At 70.6% G+C, this 15,513-nt stretch carries 9 protein-coding genes and 5 pseudogenes; 8 read left to right on the forward strand and 6 right to left on the reverse strand.

The genetic code is table 11. The features are described from left to right. Together FHS37_RS35665 and FHS37_RS35670 are read right to left on the reverse strand one after the other, a co-directional pair. A pseudogene (locus tag FHS37_RS35665) lies at positions 1–435 on the reverse strand (helix-turn-helix domain-containing protein); the annotation flags it as partial. A gap of 208 nt (positions 436–643) precedes the next feature. Next, positions 644–1,576, reverse strand: a complete 933-nt coding sequence (locus tag FHS37_RS35670; RefSeq protein WP_184829071.1) for a glutaminase — start codon at positions 1,574–1,576, stop codon at positions 644–646. 168 nt (positions 1,577–1,744) lie between these two features. On the opposite strand from FHS37_RS35670, the pseudogene FHS37_RS35675 reads away from it, so the two are divergent. Next, positions 1,745–1,939 (forward strand): annotated as a pseudogene (locus FHS37_RS35675) (IS256 family transposase); the annotation flags it as partial. Between the two features lie 198 nt (positions 1,940–2,137). Here the strand turns inward: FHS37_RS35675 and FHS37_RS35680 are convergent. Further along, positions 2,138–3,349 (reverse strand): annotated as a pseudogene (locus FHS37_RS35680) (IS110 family RNA-guided transposase). Between the two features lie 68 nt (positions 3,350–3,417). On the opposite strand from FHS37_RS35680, the pseudogene FHS37_RS35685 reads away from it, so the two are divergent. The 3 genes and pseudogenes from FHS37_RS35685 to FHS37_RS35695 form a co-directional block, all read left to right on the forward strand. Continuing rightward, positions 3,418–4,134: pseudogene (locus tag FHS37_RS35685) on the forward strand (IS701 family transposase); the annotation flags it as partial. A gap of 1,255 nt (positions 4,135–5,389) precedes the next feature. Next, the gene (locus FHS37_RS35690) at positions 5,390–6,166 is read left to right on the forward strand and encodes a GNAT family N-acetyltransferase (RefSeq protein WP_184829005.1); all 777 of its coding nucleotides are present in this window, start codon (positions 5,390–5,392) and stop codon (positions 6,164–6,166) included. Between the two features lie 180 nt (positions 6,167–6,346). Beyond that, positions 6,347–7,225: an alpha/beta fold hydrolase gene (locus tag FHS37_RS35695; protein ID WP_184829007.1), complete on the forward strand. Its 879-nt coding sequence runs from the start codon at positions 6,347–6,349 to the stop codon at positions 7,223–7,225. Between the two features lie 132 nt (positions 7,226–7,357). On the opposite strand, the gene FHS37_RS35700 is transcribed toward FHS37_RS35695, so the two are convergent. Beyond that, on the reverse strand, positions 7,358–8,143 hold the full coding sequence (locus FHS37_RS35700; RefSeq protein WP_184829009.1) for a DeoR/GlpR family DNA-binding transcription regulator: 786 nt from the start codon (positions 8,141–8,143) through the stop codon (positions 7,358–7,360). A 1,770-nt stretch (positions 8,144–9,913) separates the two neighbouring features. Next, on the reverse strand, positions 9,914–10,432 hold the full coding sequence (locus FHS37_RS35705; RefSeq protein WP_184829073.1) for an LLM class flavin-dependent oxidoreductase: 519 nt from the start codon (positions 10,430–10,432) through the stop codon (positions 9,914–9,916). Here FHS37_RS35705 and FHS37_RS35710 point away from each other — a divergent pair. The 4 genes and pseudogenes from FHS37_RS35710 to FHS37_RS35725 all read left to right on the forward strand — a co-directional run bounded on the left by FHS37_RS35710 (position 10,362) and on the right by FHS37_RS35725 (position 13,311). Further along, positions 10,362–10,538 (forward strand): hypothetical protein, encoded by a 177-nt coding sequence (locus FHS37_RS35710; protein ID WP_184829011.1) that lies wholly within the window; start codon positions 10,362–10,364, stop codon positions 10,536–10,538. The two genes, FHS37_RS35705 and FHS37_RS35710, sit on opposite strands and share 71 nt — an antisense overlap. Positions 10,539–10,544: 6 nt before the next feature. Further along, positions 10,545–10,901: pseudogene (locus FHS37_RS35715) on the forward strand (MarR family winged helix-turn-helix transcriptional regulator); the annotation flags it as partial. A gap of 144 nt (positions 10,902–11,045) precedes the next feature. Beyond that, the gene (locus FHS37_RS35720; protein WP_184829015.1) at positions 11,046–11,720 is read left to right on the forward strand and encodes an ArsR/SmtB family transcription factor; all 675 of its coding nucleotides are present in this window, start codon (positions 11,046–11,048) and stop codon (positions 11,718–11,720) included. Positions 11,721–12,057: 337 nt separating this feature from the next. Then, positions 12,058–13,311, forward strand: a complete 1,254-nt coding sequence (locus FHS37_RS35725) for an MFS transporter (protein ID WP_184829016.1) — start codon at positions 12,058–12,060, stop codon at positions 13,309–13,311. Between the two features lie 1,216 nt (positions 13,312–14,527). On the opposite strand, the gene FHS37_RS35730 is transcribed toward FHS37_RS35725, so the two are convergent. After that, a complete protein-coding gene (locus FHS37_RS35730) occupies positions 14,528–15,478 on the reverse strand; it encodes an ornithine cyclodeaminase family protein (protein ID WP_184829018.1) in 951 nt (316 codons plus the stop codon). Positions 15,479–15,513: the final 35 nt, after the last annotated feature.

Here is a 15,513-nt window from a genome sequence, read left to right on the forward strand (position 1 = left end):
GGCCGGGCAGTGCGGGTGAGATCCACAGCAGCTTGCCGGTGGGATCGGCGATGACCTGCACGTTCACGCCGTGGCGGCGGTGCTTGTGGGAGAAGCCGGCCCGGCTGTCGCCGACCCGGTCGCACTCGGCGAGCGTTCCGTCGAGCAGGACGTGATGGGGATCGGTCTCCCGCAGGACCCGCAGCGGCCCGGGCGCCCGGCGGGAGAGGTGGCCGACGACGGCGGTGACTAGGCGTGGGCGGTGCCGACGGATATGCCGAAGCCTGCGGCGATCTGGGCGAGCGTGTCATGTCGGCGCAGGCAGACCAGGCCGACGAGAGCACGCTGGTGCGGCGGGAGCTTGCAGCGGCGGTCACCCTCACGGGTGACGATGAGCATGGTCACCCACTCGACCAAGGCGTGCGGGAGGTCGAGTGCGGCAGGATGGGGAACCAACGAGGCTCCTGGGCAGATGACTTGAGACGTCGAACACCTCTCTCAACGGCACAGGAGCCTCGTGCGTTGCGGGAGGCCGCCCCGTCACTCGACCAGTGGCCACTCTGAAAAAGCTCACTGCTTCAGGCACTGACGCAGGGCGGTGTCCATCACGCTCATACGTGACCGTCGACAAGCCGGAGCCTCGGATCCGCCCGGCCCGACGGGATCAGAACACCGACAACCCCGTGAGCGTGGTGAAGAGGTCCAGCGCCGCCACTCCGGCGACGGAGTTGCCCCGTTCGTCCAGGCCGGGGCTCCACACGCACAGTGCGCAGCGACCGGGCACGACGGCGATGATGCCGCCGCCCACCCCGCTCTTGCCGGGCAGGCCGACGCGGTAGGCGAAGTCGCCAGCGGCATCATAGGTTCCGCAGGTCAGCATGACGGCGTTGACCTGCTTGGCCTGGCTGCGGGTCAGCAGCCGAGTGCCGTCGGCGCGTATGCCGTGCCGGGCCAGGAGGGTGGCCGCCAGCGCGAGGTCGGCGCAGGAGGCTGTGATCGAGCACTGGCGGAAGTACTGGTCGAGCAGGAGCGGGACAGGGTTGTCGATGTTGCCGTAGGAGGCCATGAAGTGGCCGAGGGCGGCGTTGCGGTCGCCGTGCGCGGCCTCCGAGGCGGCGACCGCCAGGTCGAAATCGAGGTCCGGATTCCCGCTCTCGGCACGCAGCAGCCGCAGGAGCTCGCCCGCCGCGTCACCGGTGCGGGTGTGGAGGCGGTCGGTGACGACCAGGGCGCCGGCGTTGATGAACGGGTTGCGCGGGATGCCGTTCTCGTACTCGAGCTGTACCAGGGAGTTGAACGGGTTGCCGGAAGGTTCGCGGCCCACGTGCTCCCACAGTTCGTCGCCCTCATGGGCCAGGTCCAGGGCCAGGGTGAAGACCTTGGTGATGGACTGCGTGGAGAACGGCTCGCGCCACTCGCCCACCCCGTGGACGGTGCCGTCCAGCTCGGCGACGGCCATGCCGAAGGCGCGCGGGTCGCGGGCGGCGAGCGCCGGGATGTAGTCGGCGGACCGCCCCCGGCCGGGCGTCCGCGCGATCTCCTCGGCAATATGTTCCAGAACCTGCTGATAGTCCATCGTCGATGTCACGGCGTCCATTGTGCTCACAAGGCCCATGGGGCTGCGGTGAGGCCCTCGTCGGCGATGGCGCGAACCGCCGGCGACCTCCGATTTCCGCCCGAGGACTTGGCAGGTCGCTACTGTGGATCTTCGCAGTGGACTACGCCGAACGCCTGGAAGCGGCCCGCTGCAGGCTTCGTCCAGCCCATGCTCAGCGTAGTCAACGAGGACGGCACCACCGAGTCCGGCTCCCTGATCGACGGCATCGTCCGCGAGGGCGCGAGGCGGATGCCGGCTGCCGCACTGAAGGCCGGGGTCGACCAGTACATAGCCGAGTTGGCCGGTGAGAGTGACGGGGCCGGGCGGCGCCTGGTCGTGCACAACGGCCGCCGCCGGCGCCGCACGTGAGGTGTAGATCGTCTGGCAGGTGCGGGTTCTGCGATTTCTCGCCCGCCGTCTCGGGTTGCACTCGAACGCTCTGGCGCATGGTGGACCCCGAGGCGCTTGAGCGGATCACCGCGCGCTGCGCGGCAAGGGGTGTCTCTATGTCTTCCGTCAAGGCACTCCTGTCAAGTTTGGGATGGTTCGGGGTTATTGGAGTTATGTGGCGAGCTTGATGTCTTTTGGTGCCCGGGATTCGTAGAAGGTGCCGTCGCGGAGCATGACGAACAGGACGCTGATGCGTTGGCGGGCGAGTCGGAGGAGGGCTTGGGTGTGGGTCTTGCCGCGTGCTCGCTGGCGGTCGTAGGAGGTGCGGGAGGCGGGATCGGTGTTCATGCAGGCGAGGGCGGACAGGAACATCGCCCGTTTGAGCTGTCGGTTGCCGCCTCGGGATGCGTGTTCGCCGTGGATCGAGGTCCTCGACTGCTTCGTGGTCGGGGCGAGTCTGGCGTAGGAGGCCAGGTGCGTGGCGGTGGGGATGCTGGTGCCGTCGCCGAGGGTGACCAGCAGGACGGCGGCGGTCCTGACGCCGACGCCGGGCATCGACGTCAGGACCGGGGAAAGAGGGTGAGGCTCCAGCAGGGTGTTGATCTGGGCTTCCATCGCCCGGCGCTCGGTGTGGACGGCGGCCAGGGATGCGGCCAAGGAGAGGGTGACGATGTCGAGGGTGCCGGGGACAACGACGGTCTGTTCGTCGAGTGCGTCGAAGACGTCGTCGATCAGCCGCTGGGCCATGCGGGGGGCTTTCGGGCGGATCAGCTCCAGGAGTCTGCGGCGGCTGGCCTTGCGCAGGGCGGACGGGGAGCCGCAGCGCTCCAGCAGTCAGGTCACGGCCTGGTGGTCCAGGCGGGGATCCAGGGCGCGCTCCAGGCTGGGGTGGGACTGGGTGAGCAGGCCGCGTATCCGGTTGGACGTGCGGGTGGCCTCGGCCGCGAGATCCTGGTCGAAACCCACGGGGACCGTAAGTTCGGCGGTGATCTCGTCGGTCGGTTCCAGGGACCGCAGGGTGTGCGGCATGGTGCGGGCCGCGTCCGCGATCACCGCGGCGTCCTTCGCGTCGATCTTGGCCTCGCCCGGGCAGAGATCGGCGATCCGGCGCATGGCCAGTCCGGGCAGGTAGGCCACCTGGCAGCCCGCGCCGCGGGCGACGGTCAGCGGCAGGGCACCGGTCAAGGCGGGCTGATCGACAATCACCAGGACGGTGCCGAACTTGTCGCGCAGCTTGTCGAAGACGGCCCGCGGCCTCGGCTCGCTGTTGGGCAGTGACTTGTCGAAGACCTTCTTCCCGGCCGGAGTGAGTCCGTGACCGTGGTGGGCATTCTTGCCGACGTCCAGGCCGAGGAACACGCCCACGTCTTCGATCTCGAACATCGGGCCCCTTCCTAATACTGCAACGGTGCTTGTCGTGACTGCTGGTCAGATCGGTCGTTGGCGTGGTCATGGGTGGGGACCTTCTCGATGCCAGGGTGTGGGCGGGTGAACTGGACGCTCTGCATGAGCGGTTCGTGCACCGGTTCAGCCGGGAGGAGCCGCGTCAGTCGGCACTGGCCTATATGCGAGGGCTGATCGCTCCGTTGGAGCGGAAGAACGGCTGGACGCTGGCCGAGCAGGCCGGTCACGCGGGCCCGGACCGCATCCATCGACTGCTGAACCGGATCGAGTGGGACGCCGAGGAGGTCCTGGGCGACGTGCGCGACTACGTCGTGGAACATCTCGGCGATCCCGAGGCGGTGCTCGTTGTGGACGACACCGGCTTCCTCAAGAAAGGCACCCGGTCGGCCGGGGTGCAGTGGCAGTACTCCGGCACTGCGGGCCGTACGGAGAACAGTCAGATCGGCGTCTTCCTCGCCTACGCAACCGACCGCGGACGGACGTTGATCGATCGCCGCCTGTATCTGCCTACCTCCTGGACCGACGACCGGGACCGGTGCCGACGGGCGGGCATCGACGACGGCATCGTCTTCGAGACGAAGGTCGCCATGGCCAAGGCGATGATCCGCCGGGCAATCGCGGACAGGGTCCCGTTTCGGTGGGTGACCGCGGACGCCGGCTACGGCTGCAGCAAGGGCTGGTGCTTCGGACTCGAGCAGGCCGACGTCTTCCACGTCATGGCCACCACCCGCCATGACACGATCGTCACCCGCTGGGCGCTCGACTGCCGAACAGGGCGTTCCATGTGCGGAGCATGAGGTCGGTACGCTACCGTCCCGGCATCGGGGCGAACGGCTGGGCATTCCGTCCGGCAACCGTCCGTGAGGACGCCGCCGTCCGTCGGCGTCCCGTTCGCCGTCAGGGTGTGCCATTGGTGCCGCGCACGGTGACTGCCGCAGGCCGGAGGGCGCGCTCACCCGCTGTTCGCGCGTCGCGACGGGGGTGCCGGCCTGGCCGCTCGCCACGGCCTCCGCTCCCGTACGCATCGGCGTTGTTCGTTCGGACACGTCCACCGCATCAACTTTCCCCTCCTTGAACGCTGTTACAGGCATGTCGTGCGACTGCGACGGCATTTCCGCAGGTCGACGGGATAATCCATCTCACGCGATCCCGCAATCTTCATGTTCATACGAACATGCTATGTGCGATTGGTGTTACAGTGTGGTCGCGTTTGCCGACGGTGCGCCCGTCTTACCGATTCAGGGGGGATCAAGGTGAAGCCTCGCAACGTCCGTACCGTCGCCGTCTTCGGCGTCGTTCCGGTCGTCCTGACCGGCGGATGCGGCTCGCACGGCAGCAGTTCCGGCAAGAAGTCCGACAGTACGCGCACAGGACACCAGAGGACCGGTCACTTGAAGCCGGGCACCACGAACGCCCTGCGCGACGTGCGGATCGTGAACTGCGCGTACGACGATGCCGTCGAGCGTCTGGCAGCGCGGTGCGCAACGGCGGCAGTCTGCCCTACGCCTACGGCCTCACTGGGAAGTTCACGACCGGCACCGGCGACGCCACCGTCCCGACCCCGGCGTCCCGCGGCGATGTCGTGATCGACGAAGGCGTTTGGGCGGACCTCGGCCTTCAAGCCCTGACACGGTGCCCGGACAGGGGCGTCCCGCCCTCGTCGTCCGTCCCCTCCCCCGTATGGCTGCCGACCGGCCGCGGGACGGTGAACACCCCGCGGAGTCCGTCGAGCGACGCGACAGAGGATCATCCCCGTGGGCAGTGGCCCTGCCCCGGAGGAGGCGTTCGACGGGGCGCGGCTCCGTATCCCGCCGGGCAGCGGGGAGGATCCCTGCCGCCGCATGCGCCGGCAGCACTTCTCGTTCAAGTCCGCTCACCGTCTCCGGATCGCTGACGGGTCACCCGGTATGGAACCGGTCGTCCGGCGAGGCGGAAGCCGTGTGACACCTGGAGAGATTGGAGACGGTAGTGATCACGAAGCAGTGCGCAGGTGTCGGTACAGCGGACATCCTCGTGCGCATGGAGACCAACCTGGCGGAGCACGCGGCCCACCTGCACCGGCAGGTGAGCGGTGCGACGGTGACCGAGACGGACGATCTGCTGATCGCCGACAGCGGGACCGACGACGACACGTTCAACATCGTGGCGGCCGCACGCTTCGCCCCCGGGCAGGCCGTGGCTCGCATCGAATCGACGGTCCACACGCTGAAGGCCGCGGGACGCCCCTTCTCCTGGTGGGTCGGACCCGCTTCCACGCCCTCGGACCTCTCCGGCCGCCTCGAGGCGGCCGGCCTCGGAGCGACCGAGAGCGAGACGGCGATGTGGGCGCCCCTCGATGCGCTCCCGCCCCGTCCCCACGTCGCGGAGTTGGACGTCCATCAGGTCAGGACCCCTGAACAGCTCGCCGACTATGCAGCGGTGCTGTCCGCGAACTGGGACCCGCCGGCCACCACGGTGCGGGCCTTCTACCGCGACGCGGCCCACTGGGCCCTCCGACCCGACTGTCCTGCCCGGTACCTCGTCGGGTACCACCGTGACCAGCCGGTCTGCTCGGCGGAAGTCTTCCACCACGCCGGTGTGGCCGGCATCTACAACATCAGCACCCTCGCCGGCCACCGCCGACGCGGCTACGGCGGCGCCATCACCGTGGCCGCGCTGCACGCGGCACGCGAACACGGCCGGTGCCGCGCGGTGCTCCAGGCGACAGCGGACGGTGAGCCGGTCTACCGGCGCCTGGGGTTCACGGCGTGCGGCAGCTTCACGGAGCACGCTTTCCGCCCGCAGGACTTCGCATGACCCCGAGGTGTCCCCGCGGCGCTGACCCGGGGGCGAGAGGGCGTGCGAGCCGCCCCGCCGGTCACGCCCCGCGCCGCTCTGGTGCGTCCCGGCGTGCGGCAGGGGCAGCCGTCTCGACGACCGCCTCACCTCCCCTGCCCCCGGCGAGCCCCACACGGAAGATCACTCGGGAGTGGTGACATGCAGACACAGACGCGCCGGACCGCAGCAGGCGTGGCCTACGACGTCCTCGGCAGCGGTGAGACGACACTGCTCCTGCTTCACGGCGGTTCGGGCCGTCGTCAGTGGTTCGACTTCCTGGCTTCTCTGCTGTCGGACGAAACGCGGATGGTTCGTCCTGACATGCCGGGCCACGGGGAGTCGCCGGCGACCCCTGGGGCCTACCGGCTGGAGGACTCGGCCGCGGCCGTGGCCGAGGTCCTGGAACACGCCGGAGCCCCGCCCTGCTGGGTGGTGGGACACTCCCACGGCGCCCACGTGGGTGGCGTGCTCGCGGAGGACCGACCCGATCTGGTGGCCGGCCTGGTCATCGGCGACGCTCCGATGACCCGCGGCAGAATGCTCGCCCACATGCAGTCGGCCTACGGGATCAATCGATCGTGGCGGACTCTGACCACCGTCGTCTCGTCGGAGCGCGATGTGCTGGACGGCCTCCTGGCGCTGGAGGTCCCGACCCCGCAGGGAACCGCCACGATGGCCGACGTCTTCGGCGGGGACCACCCGTACGTCCGGGAGATGGCCGCTTCCCTGTTCCGGCACGACGGCGACTTTCTCGACGCGGTGACGCAGCGCTTCACCGATACGTACCGGCGGCTGGACGAGGGCCTGCTGGGCCGGTTGGGCGTCCCCGTCGCGCTGCTCCGGGCCGACCCGGCGGCCGGCGGCCTCCTCACCGACGCGGACGTCGAGTTCATCAGGACGCAGGTCCCCGACGTACGGATCGCACAGCTGCACGGTGTGGGACACGGACTTCAGCTCCAGGACCCGGAGCAGGTGGCCCGTGCCCTGCGGCATCTGATCGCCGACGGCCGGGCCGGAGGTTCCCCGGCGCGGTCCTGAGCACCGGCAGGCGGAGCGCAGGAGGCCGCGACACGGCCTGCGCGGAGCCGAGGCCGGCGCACACCGGGGCCCGTGCGGACGGCCGCCGCGTGAGACAGGTCTCGCCGGCCCCGGACACGGAGCCGGCGGCCGTCACGCCAGGTGGACCTCGACCCCGGCCTCCCTCAGCGTCTGGAGGGTGAGCGGCCCGTTCGGATGGGTCTGCACGTCCTTCGCCGCGGCATCGGTGACGAAGACGCCCACCGCGCTCAGCGGAGCCACCCGGCTGAACGCTCGCACGCCGAGTTTGGTGGCGTCCGCCACCACGATGGTTCGCGCCGCCTGCACGAGACCCACCTGCTTGACCGCCGCGTCGTCGAGGGAGAGCTCCGTCCAGCCGCGTTCGGCGTGGACCCCGCCGATCGACATGACGAAGCAGTCGAAGCTCAGGGCTTCCAGGGTGCGCAGCGCCAGAGGGCCCACCAGCGAGCGTTCACCCGGACGTGATCGCCCTCCCATGACGAGAAGTTCGATGCCCGGCCTGTCCGCCAGGACCTCGGCTGCCTGCAGGCTCAGCACGGCCACCGTGAGCGGGGCGCGCTCCACCAGGTGTTCGGCGACGTGAACTGTGGTGGTGCCCGCATCCAGCAGCACTCTCGACCCCGGTTCGATCATCGCGGCGACCGCCGCCCCCAGCCGGTCCTTGGTCGCGGCCTGCCACTCGCGACGGGCGAGGAAGCCCCCGCCCTCTTCCCGCGGGCGCACGGGAACGGCGCCCCCGTGGACCCGGCGCAGCAGGCCCTGGCTCTCCAGCGCGTTCAGGTCCCGGCGAACGGTCATCTCCGAGACGCCGAGACGTTCGGCCAGTTCCGACACGGACAGCTTGCCCGCGTTCTGGACAAGCCGCAGGGTCAGGTCAAGACGGTCTCCGGCGCTCATGCGCTATTTCTAACACCACTCTGTTCGTTTGAACAAACGAGGGGCCCGCCGCCTCGCTGTCGGGTATCGCGCCTACGAGGGAATGGGCGGAATGTTCACGCCGTGACGCCGTCCGGTTGCCCGGGGGCAGGGCCCGACGCGCTTTCCATCGCCCAGGCCGACCGGCGACGCCGAAGCCGTGAACTGCGCGAACACGTCCGCGGTCGGGGCCGCGCGACGGCGGACGCGCACGCCGCACGCCTGAGTCCCCGGTGCCCAGCACATCGGGGAAAGCGGTGCTCAGGACGGCGTGGGAGTGGTCGTCGACGGCGTGCCGATGCCGTCCTCGGCGCAGTCGGCGGGACGGGCGGAGCTGCGTGCCTGTGCCGGAACACCGGTCGAGGAGCGTGAAGGACGAGAACCACGACAAGGACATCAGGGCATCACGAGACGAGGCACGCATGACACGCATAACGCTCTTCCCGCTCGATCTCGAGGCCCCCGGGAGGCCGAAGAAGTGTGCAGGATGTTCCGACCATCGTGTCCCTGGGCGACAGCGGGAGTGCTACCGGTCGGACACGACCGGTAGCACGAGCGCGGCCGTTCCCTCCAGGGGGGATGCTCAAGACGGTGAACCCGGCGTGCTCCGGGGCGAGCGCGGAGAACATCCCACCGCTCGAGGCGGGCGGAAAGCCGTCCGGGCGCGAACAGTCGCAGGACGGTCGGCTGGATCAGGTGGCGAAGCAGGACAGCGTCCGGGCCATCGTCCCCGTCAGCGGCAACGACGTGGGTTTCGGCGACATCATCGCCGACTGCATCACTGCGTCCGAGAACCCGTTCGGGACGTCGTGCCACGTCTCGGAACAGGCCGCCCTGAACACGAAGCCCGACCGGACCGTGGTCCTCCTCGGCAAGGCCGTCAAGGACATTCGATCCGTCATGGCCGAGAACGGGTACGAGGAGACCGGTGTGAACACCTACCGGCTGGTCGTCCAGTCCCACCCGTCCCGCTGCCTCGCGCATCGGAAACGCGCTATCCGGAGAACGGCACCCTGGCGAACAGCCGGGCCTACCAGGGGTGCCCACCGGGCGATCAGGACCTCGGCCGGGCACGGGGCTCCCTGGTTCCCGCGCTCTCGTCCGGGATCGGTGCCTCGCCCACGCGCACAACGCCGGTTTCACCGACCTGAGCGACGCCTTCCAGGGCACGAGACCTGCTCGGAGTCCACCATCGCGGACGCGAAGAACCGCCCGGCCTCGGCGGCCACGGACTGGACCCGCTGCTTCAGCACCGGCGTGTTCCAGGGAGGCCTCAAAAGATCCTTCCACCCGAACGCCTGCGGACAGCGGGCGCTCGGCGACTTCCTCGGCACAGTGGTGGTTCCGTACGGGGTGGTGCAACGCGGGCGGCGCGTACAAGTGCGTCCCGGGCGGACGGACGACCAGATGTCGTTCGGCTACGTCCGCCAGGCGGTCCTCCCCCGTCCGCGCCACGTCGGTCCTCGAGCGGGGCGCTCGGCACGGCCCTCGCGATGCGCCGGGTGTGCTCTCGACTGAGGACTTCCGGCGGAACGGCTTCAAGCACGGCCAGCGGAAGCGGACCTCCCCCTGGTTTCCCGGAACCGGGGCGCGCGGCACCGTGCGGATGCCGCGCGGCGGCCTGCCACCCGCACCTCGGGACACCGGGCCAGGACCGGAGACCGGCGAAGGGCCGCCTGCCTCGGGGTACCAAAGCACAGAGGCAGGGCTCGTCGCACGGGACCGTCGGCCAACGCCGGCCCTGAGACGGGTTCAGGGGACGGACCGATGCCTCAGGCACTCGGCCGCCGCTTGTTCCAGCACAGCGAGGCGGGTGTGTTCCTGGTTCCCGCGGGGCCACAGGACGGCCAGTGTCGCGATGCCCAGTCCCGCGTACCTGCCCACGCAGTCGCGGAACGTCTCGACCGAGGACAGGGGGCGCTCACCGCCGTACCCCAGTACGGCCAGGCGCGGCAGCGTGCCGGGCTCACGCCCCTGCCGTGCACAGACTTCGTCCAGCAGGGCGACCGGGCGGCGCACCTCGGCATGTGGTGCGCCGGCGCAGGCGGTCGGGTCCTGGCCGACGTTCTGGGTGATCCACAGGTCCGCGAAACGGGCGGCCGTCCGCATGCCGTGCTTTCCGGTGGCGGCGACCGCCAGCGGTGGACGCCTGGGCCGCCCGCCGCCTATGGCGACCTGACGGGCGGAGAAGAAGCGGCCGGTGAAGTCGACGCGCTCCTGGCGCAGCAGCAGGTCGGCGAGCTCGGTCCACTCGTGCAGCCTGTCCTGGATCGGCCTGGCGGGGTTGTCCGTCTATGGTGGTTGCCGGCTGATCCAGGTGTTCGCCGCCCGGGGACTGCTGCCGCACCTGGCCGACGTGGTCGAACCGTCGGCGTAGAGCACGGTGCACGGCCAGCACGGCGTCGGCCTGTGCGCCCTGCGGCGCGCCGGTGAACCCTACGAACGGGCGTCCGGGAAACTCGCCGCGCACACCATGGTCACCACCGGCGCGATGGCCAAGAGGATCGACCGCCTGGAACAGGCCGGGCTCGTCACCCGCCGGCGTTCCGACGCCGACCAGCGCAGCCGGATCGTCAGGTTCACCGAGTCCGGCCGGGACCTGATCGACCGTGCGTTCACCGACCACATGCGCAACGAACGCCGCCTGCTCGATCTGCTGACGTCCACCGAGGCCGAGGCTCTCGAAACACTGCTCGCGTCCTGGCTGTCCCCCATGGACAACCCCTCCGGCGACGCGTGAGGCGCCCCTGGGCCGTCGGGCGCCCGGGGAGCGCGCCGCGGGGCCCGCCCCGACCACGGCCGGTCGGCCGCGCAACCGCCGGGCCGGACGATCCCCCCTCCTCCGTGCGCTACAATATTCCATAGATTTATGGAGGAATGGATTATGGATGTGACCCCGTCGGCCTCTCCCGAACGGCTCTACGAGGCCTTCTCGGCCAGTGGCAAGGCACTGGCCAGCGGCAAGCGGCTGCAACTGCTCGACCTCCTCGCCCAGGGCGAGCGGACCGTCGACTCGCTCGCCAAGGCAGCCGGCCTCAACCTGACGACCGCGTCGGCGCAATTGCAGATCCTCAAACAGGCAGGTTTCGTCGCGACGCGCCGAGAGGGCGTGCGCATCCACTACCGGCTCGCCGGTGACGACGTCGCCCAGCTCTTCGCGCTCCTGCGCAAGGTGGCCGAGAGGCACCACAGTGCCGTGCCGGCGGCACGCGACGCCTATCTGGGGCACGACGGCGCCGCCGAGGTCAGCCGCGAGGAACTCCTGACACGCGTGGCCGCAGGGGAGGTCGTGGTGCTCGACGTCCGGCCGCAGGAGGAGTACCACGCCGGCCACATTCCGGGTGCCCTGTCCGTCCCGCTCGGTGAACTGGCCGACCGAGTGGGCGAGTTGCCTCGGGACGTCGACATCGTCGTGTACTGCCGCGGTGAGTACTGCGTCCTCGCCCATGACGCCGTCCGCCTGCTGGCCGACCGCGGAAGGCGCGCCATCCGCCTCAGCGACGGCATGCTGGAATGGCGCCTGGCCGACATGCCCGTCGCAGCCGGAGAACCGACCTGACCCGGGCGACCGGCGACGCCGACGCGCACTCCCGGCGGCGGGACCCGCCGGACGCATCCGCACGCCGGGGGCGGTACACAAGACGGTGGCCCCCGGATCCCGCACCGTGGGATCCCCCTACCGTGCGCGCCGCCCCGAGGCCCGACCGGAAGCATCGCTCCCGTACGCACAGATCCGCTGCCGGTGACGCGGCGTCAGGCTCCGGAACCGCCGGTAGGCCGGCGACGAGCCTCACCTGTTCCCGACCACCTCCGCGCGGTCCGCTCCCGCCTCCATGACGCGGCACCGGACCTGCGCTCCGCCCTCACGGCTGCGGCCGCCCCGTAAGGAAACCCCTGTGACGACCACCACACACGACTCTCCGACCGACACACCGCCGCGCTCCGCCACGCAACGCCGCGTCCTGACCGTCCTGGTCGCCTCCCAGATCCTCAGCGGCGCCGGACTCGCCGCCGGCATCACCGTCGGCGCCCTGCTCGCACAGGACATGCTCGACTCGACCGACCTCGCCGGTCTGCCGAGCGCCTTGTTCACCGCAGGATCCGCTCTCGCCGCCGTAGGCGTCGGCCGCGTGTCCCACTCCCGCGGCCGCCGACCGGGCCTGGCAGCCGGGTACCTCACCGGCGCCGTCGGATCGGCCGGCGTCGTCGCGGCAGCAGCCGTCGGCAGTGCCGTGCTCCTGTTCACCGCCCTCTTCGTCTACGGGGCCGGCACGGCCACCAACCTCCAAGCCCGCTACGCCGGCGCGGACCTGGCCGCTCCCGCTCATCGCGCCCGGGCTGTTTCGACGGTCCTGGTGGCCACCACGCTCGGCGGTGTCGTCGGCCCCACGCTCGCTGCTCCCGCCGGCGTCCTCGCCGACGCCCTGGGCATACCCACGCTCGCCGGGCCGTTCCTCCTCGCCGGCGTCGCCTATGGCCTGGCCGCCCTCGTCCTGCTCGTCTGGCTCCGTCCCGATCCCCTGCTCCTCGCCCGTCGTCTCGAAGGGGAGCGGCACACGGCCAGCTCCGCCACCACCGCCCCGGCGTCGGGCTCCAGCCGCGGACCGGGCCTCGTCCTCGGCGCCCTCACGATGATCCTGGCTCAACTGGTCATGGTCGCCGTGATGACGATGACCCCCGTGCACATGCACGACCACGGCCACGGCACCGCCGCTTCAGGCCTCGTGATCGGCATCCACGTCGGCGCGATGTACCTGCCGTCGCCTTTGACGGGCTGGCTCGTCGACCGGTACGGCCGCAGGACCGTCGCCGCGGCCGCCGGCCTCACCCTGCTGGCCGCCGGCCTCACCGCGGCCGCGGCCCCGGCGCACTCCGTCGTCCTGCTCGCCCTGGCGCTCGCCCTCCTCGGCCTCGGCTGGAACTTCGGCCTCGTCTCCGGGACGGCCATGATCACCGACGCCCTGCCGCCGGCCACCCGTGCCAAAGGACAGGGCATGGTCGACGTCTCCATCGCTGTCGCGGGAGCCACCGGCGGACTCGCCTCCGGAGTCGTCGTCTCCGTCGGCGGTTTCCCGGTCCTCGCCCTCGTCTCCGGCATCCTCGCCCTCGCCATCCTCCCCGCCGTCGCCGCCACCGCGAACAGCCGATGAGTCCGCCGCGCGCACGTCGGCCGTCACCGGCCGGTTCGCACGCGCACAGCGCGTACGGGGCGCGGTCGTCGTTCCTGCGGAGGGCCACCGTGCTCCTGTCCCACGGCATCCGCCCCCCGCGAGCCCTCCGGCCGGAGAGGAGCACGGCACCTTCGCCGGCGAGATGTCCCGTCCGATGTTCGCGCGTCGGGACGGCTTCAGGGGGTCGTCTTTCTGCGCAGCGGCACTCACTGCGCAGTCATCGTCCAGGGTGACGACGTCCTCGGGCACCATGCGCTCCGACGGCGTCGCGCCGTGACGCGCAGGTGCCCGTGCTCCGGTGGGAGCCGACGGGCGGCACGTCACCGATGGTTTCCACCCCGTCCCCTGCACTGCTTCGACGGCCGGCGACGCCCGGCCCGACGAGCCTCGACGGCCGTGTACGAGGTCCTCATCCGGGCGGCCGCCACCACACTCCCGCTAGTGTCTCCCAACTCCTGGGCACGGAGGCATGAAGGGTTTCGCCGTGCTCGTAGACTTACGACGTGGCATTCTGACCGGGGTGGAGGGGGCGGCGGGCGAGGCGCTGGCGCCGGGGCCACAGACTTCGTCAGTACGCCGTACCGCCGTACCGGCAGCCGGCCCCTCTCCCGTAGCAGGGAGGTGTTCAGGGTGGTCCGCTCGCTCAGGTAGAGGTGGGCGGTCATCTCCTGTGCCCCATTGGCACGCGCGACGGCTCCCGCACGGTCGCCCATGAGGTCGAGGAGTACGGCTCCCGCTTGCCGGCACTCGGGCAACACGTAGTGATCCACGTCGAGGCGCCCGGTTCCGTAGGTGTCGCACACGAGTGCGTACACCACCAGCCGCCCTTCGCCGTCGAAGGCGAGCCACGTATCGGAGGCGGAGGAAGTCCCGGTCCGGGTCATGTCACGTATCACTTCGACGACTCCGGTCTCGGACTCGCCGGTCTCGATGACGCCGACCATGTCGATCAGGTCTCAGATTGACTGCACGTCGTCGAGCACCGCGGACCGGACCGTGAAAGATGTTCGTATGTGCAAGAGATGCCCCTCTCCCTCGAACGGACGTGGGACAACCGGTCTCCGTACTCGACTCGCCGCCGCGCAGATCGGTCATGACCGAATTCGCCGGCGGGAGCCCGAGTGCCGGGAAGGCAGAGGGTGGCCGCGCAGGCGCCGGCCGGTGCCCCGGCACGGCGGCCTGCGCGCCCCGGCGCTCACGCGAGCAGATCGACCCTGCTGCCCACGTCGTTCAGCTCGGCCTGCCGGTAAGCGAGCCAGGCGATGGCCAGGTCCTGCCGCGGAAGGCCGACCGGGGCGTACACCGTGATCCCCGATTGCGTCGCCCGGCCGGAGCGCCCGCCCCGCAGGAGCTCGCCGAGCGAGGCGTCCGCGGTGATCCGCGTGCTTCCGTCGGCCCCGGTCAGAACGCCCGCCGCAGCTGCCAGGCTGTGATCGTCGACCACCAGGAACGACGCTTCGAGCAGGTCGGCTGCCAACTCCTGCTTGCCCGGCTCGTCGACGCCCAGTGTGGTGAAGTGCTGGCCGGGTCGTGTCTCCGAGAGCCCCGACAACGGCCGGCGTGACCAAGTCGCCAGAAGGACCGTGTCGGACGCCGCGGCGACTTCGGACGCCGAACCGACCACTCGGCCACCGTGCCGTCCCGCGAAATGCGCGGCCCGGTCGGCGACCGTGTCGTGGACGAGGAGGTCCTGCAGGTCACGGAAGTGGCGCAAGCCGCTCACCATGAGTTCGCCCTGGGCTCCCGCTCCCACGACGCCCACGACGGGACCGCCGGTCCCCTGCGCGGTGGTGAGGACATGAGTCCCCAGCGCGGCCGCGAGGCCCGTCCGCCACGCGGTGACGGTGGCCGAATCCAGCAGGGCGAGCAACGCCCCGTGGGCTCCTCGGTGCAGGCAGATGACGCCGCGCAGGGCGGGTCGGGCGCCCGGGAACTTGGCGTTGACCTTCACCGAGTACGCCTTCACTCCCGGAAGCAGCCCCGGGGCCAGCACGGTGGCCGTGCCCGGGAAGGGGAGGTCGCCGTGCACCCTCGACCCCGGTGAGGCGATACGGTCGTCGTTGCGAAACCCCTCACGCAGTGCTTCGACGCACGATCCGATATCCAGGGCGGACAGGAGATCGCTGCGGGTCAGGACGCGTGTCACTGGTTTCCTCCCTCGGGCGGCGAGCCGGACGTCGG

The organism is Streptomyces griseomycini (genome assembly GCF_014203535.1).
Classification (GTDB): Bacteria; Actinomycetota; Actinomycetes; order Streptomycetales; family Streptomycetaceae; genus Streptomyces; species Streptomyces griseomycini.

Excerpts from the sequence above, each read along its gene's own strand:
- FHS37_RS35670 (WP_184829071.1), bottom strand. The coding sequence starts at position 1,576 with ATGGACGCCGTGACATCGACGATGGACTATCAGCAGGTTCTGGAACAT.
- FHS37_RS35700 (WP_184829009.1), bottom strand. The coding sequence starts at position 8,143 with ATGAGCGCCGGAGACCGTCTTGACCTGACCCTGCGGCTTGTCCAGAAC.
- FHS37_RS35695 (WP_184829007.1), top strand. The coding sequence starts at position 6,347 with ATGCAGACACAGACGCGCCGGACCGCAGCAGGCGTGGCCTACGACGTC.
- FHS37_RS35690 (WP_184829005.1), top strand. The coding sequence starts at position 5,390 with ATGGAGACCAACCTGGCGGAGCACGCGGCCCACCTGCACCGGCAGGTG.
- FHS37_RS35720 (WP_184829015.1), top strand. The coding sequence starts at position 11,046 with ATGGATGTGACCCCGTCGGCCTCTCCCGAACGGCTCTACGAGGCCTTC.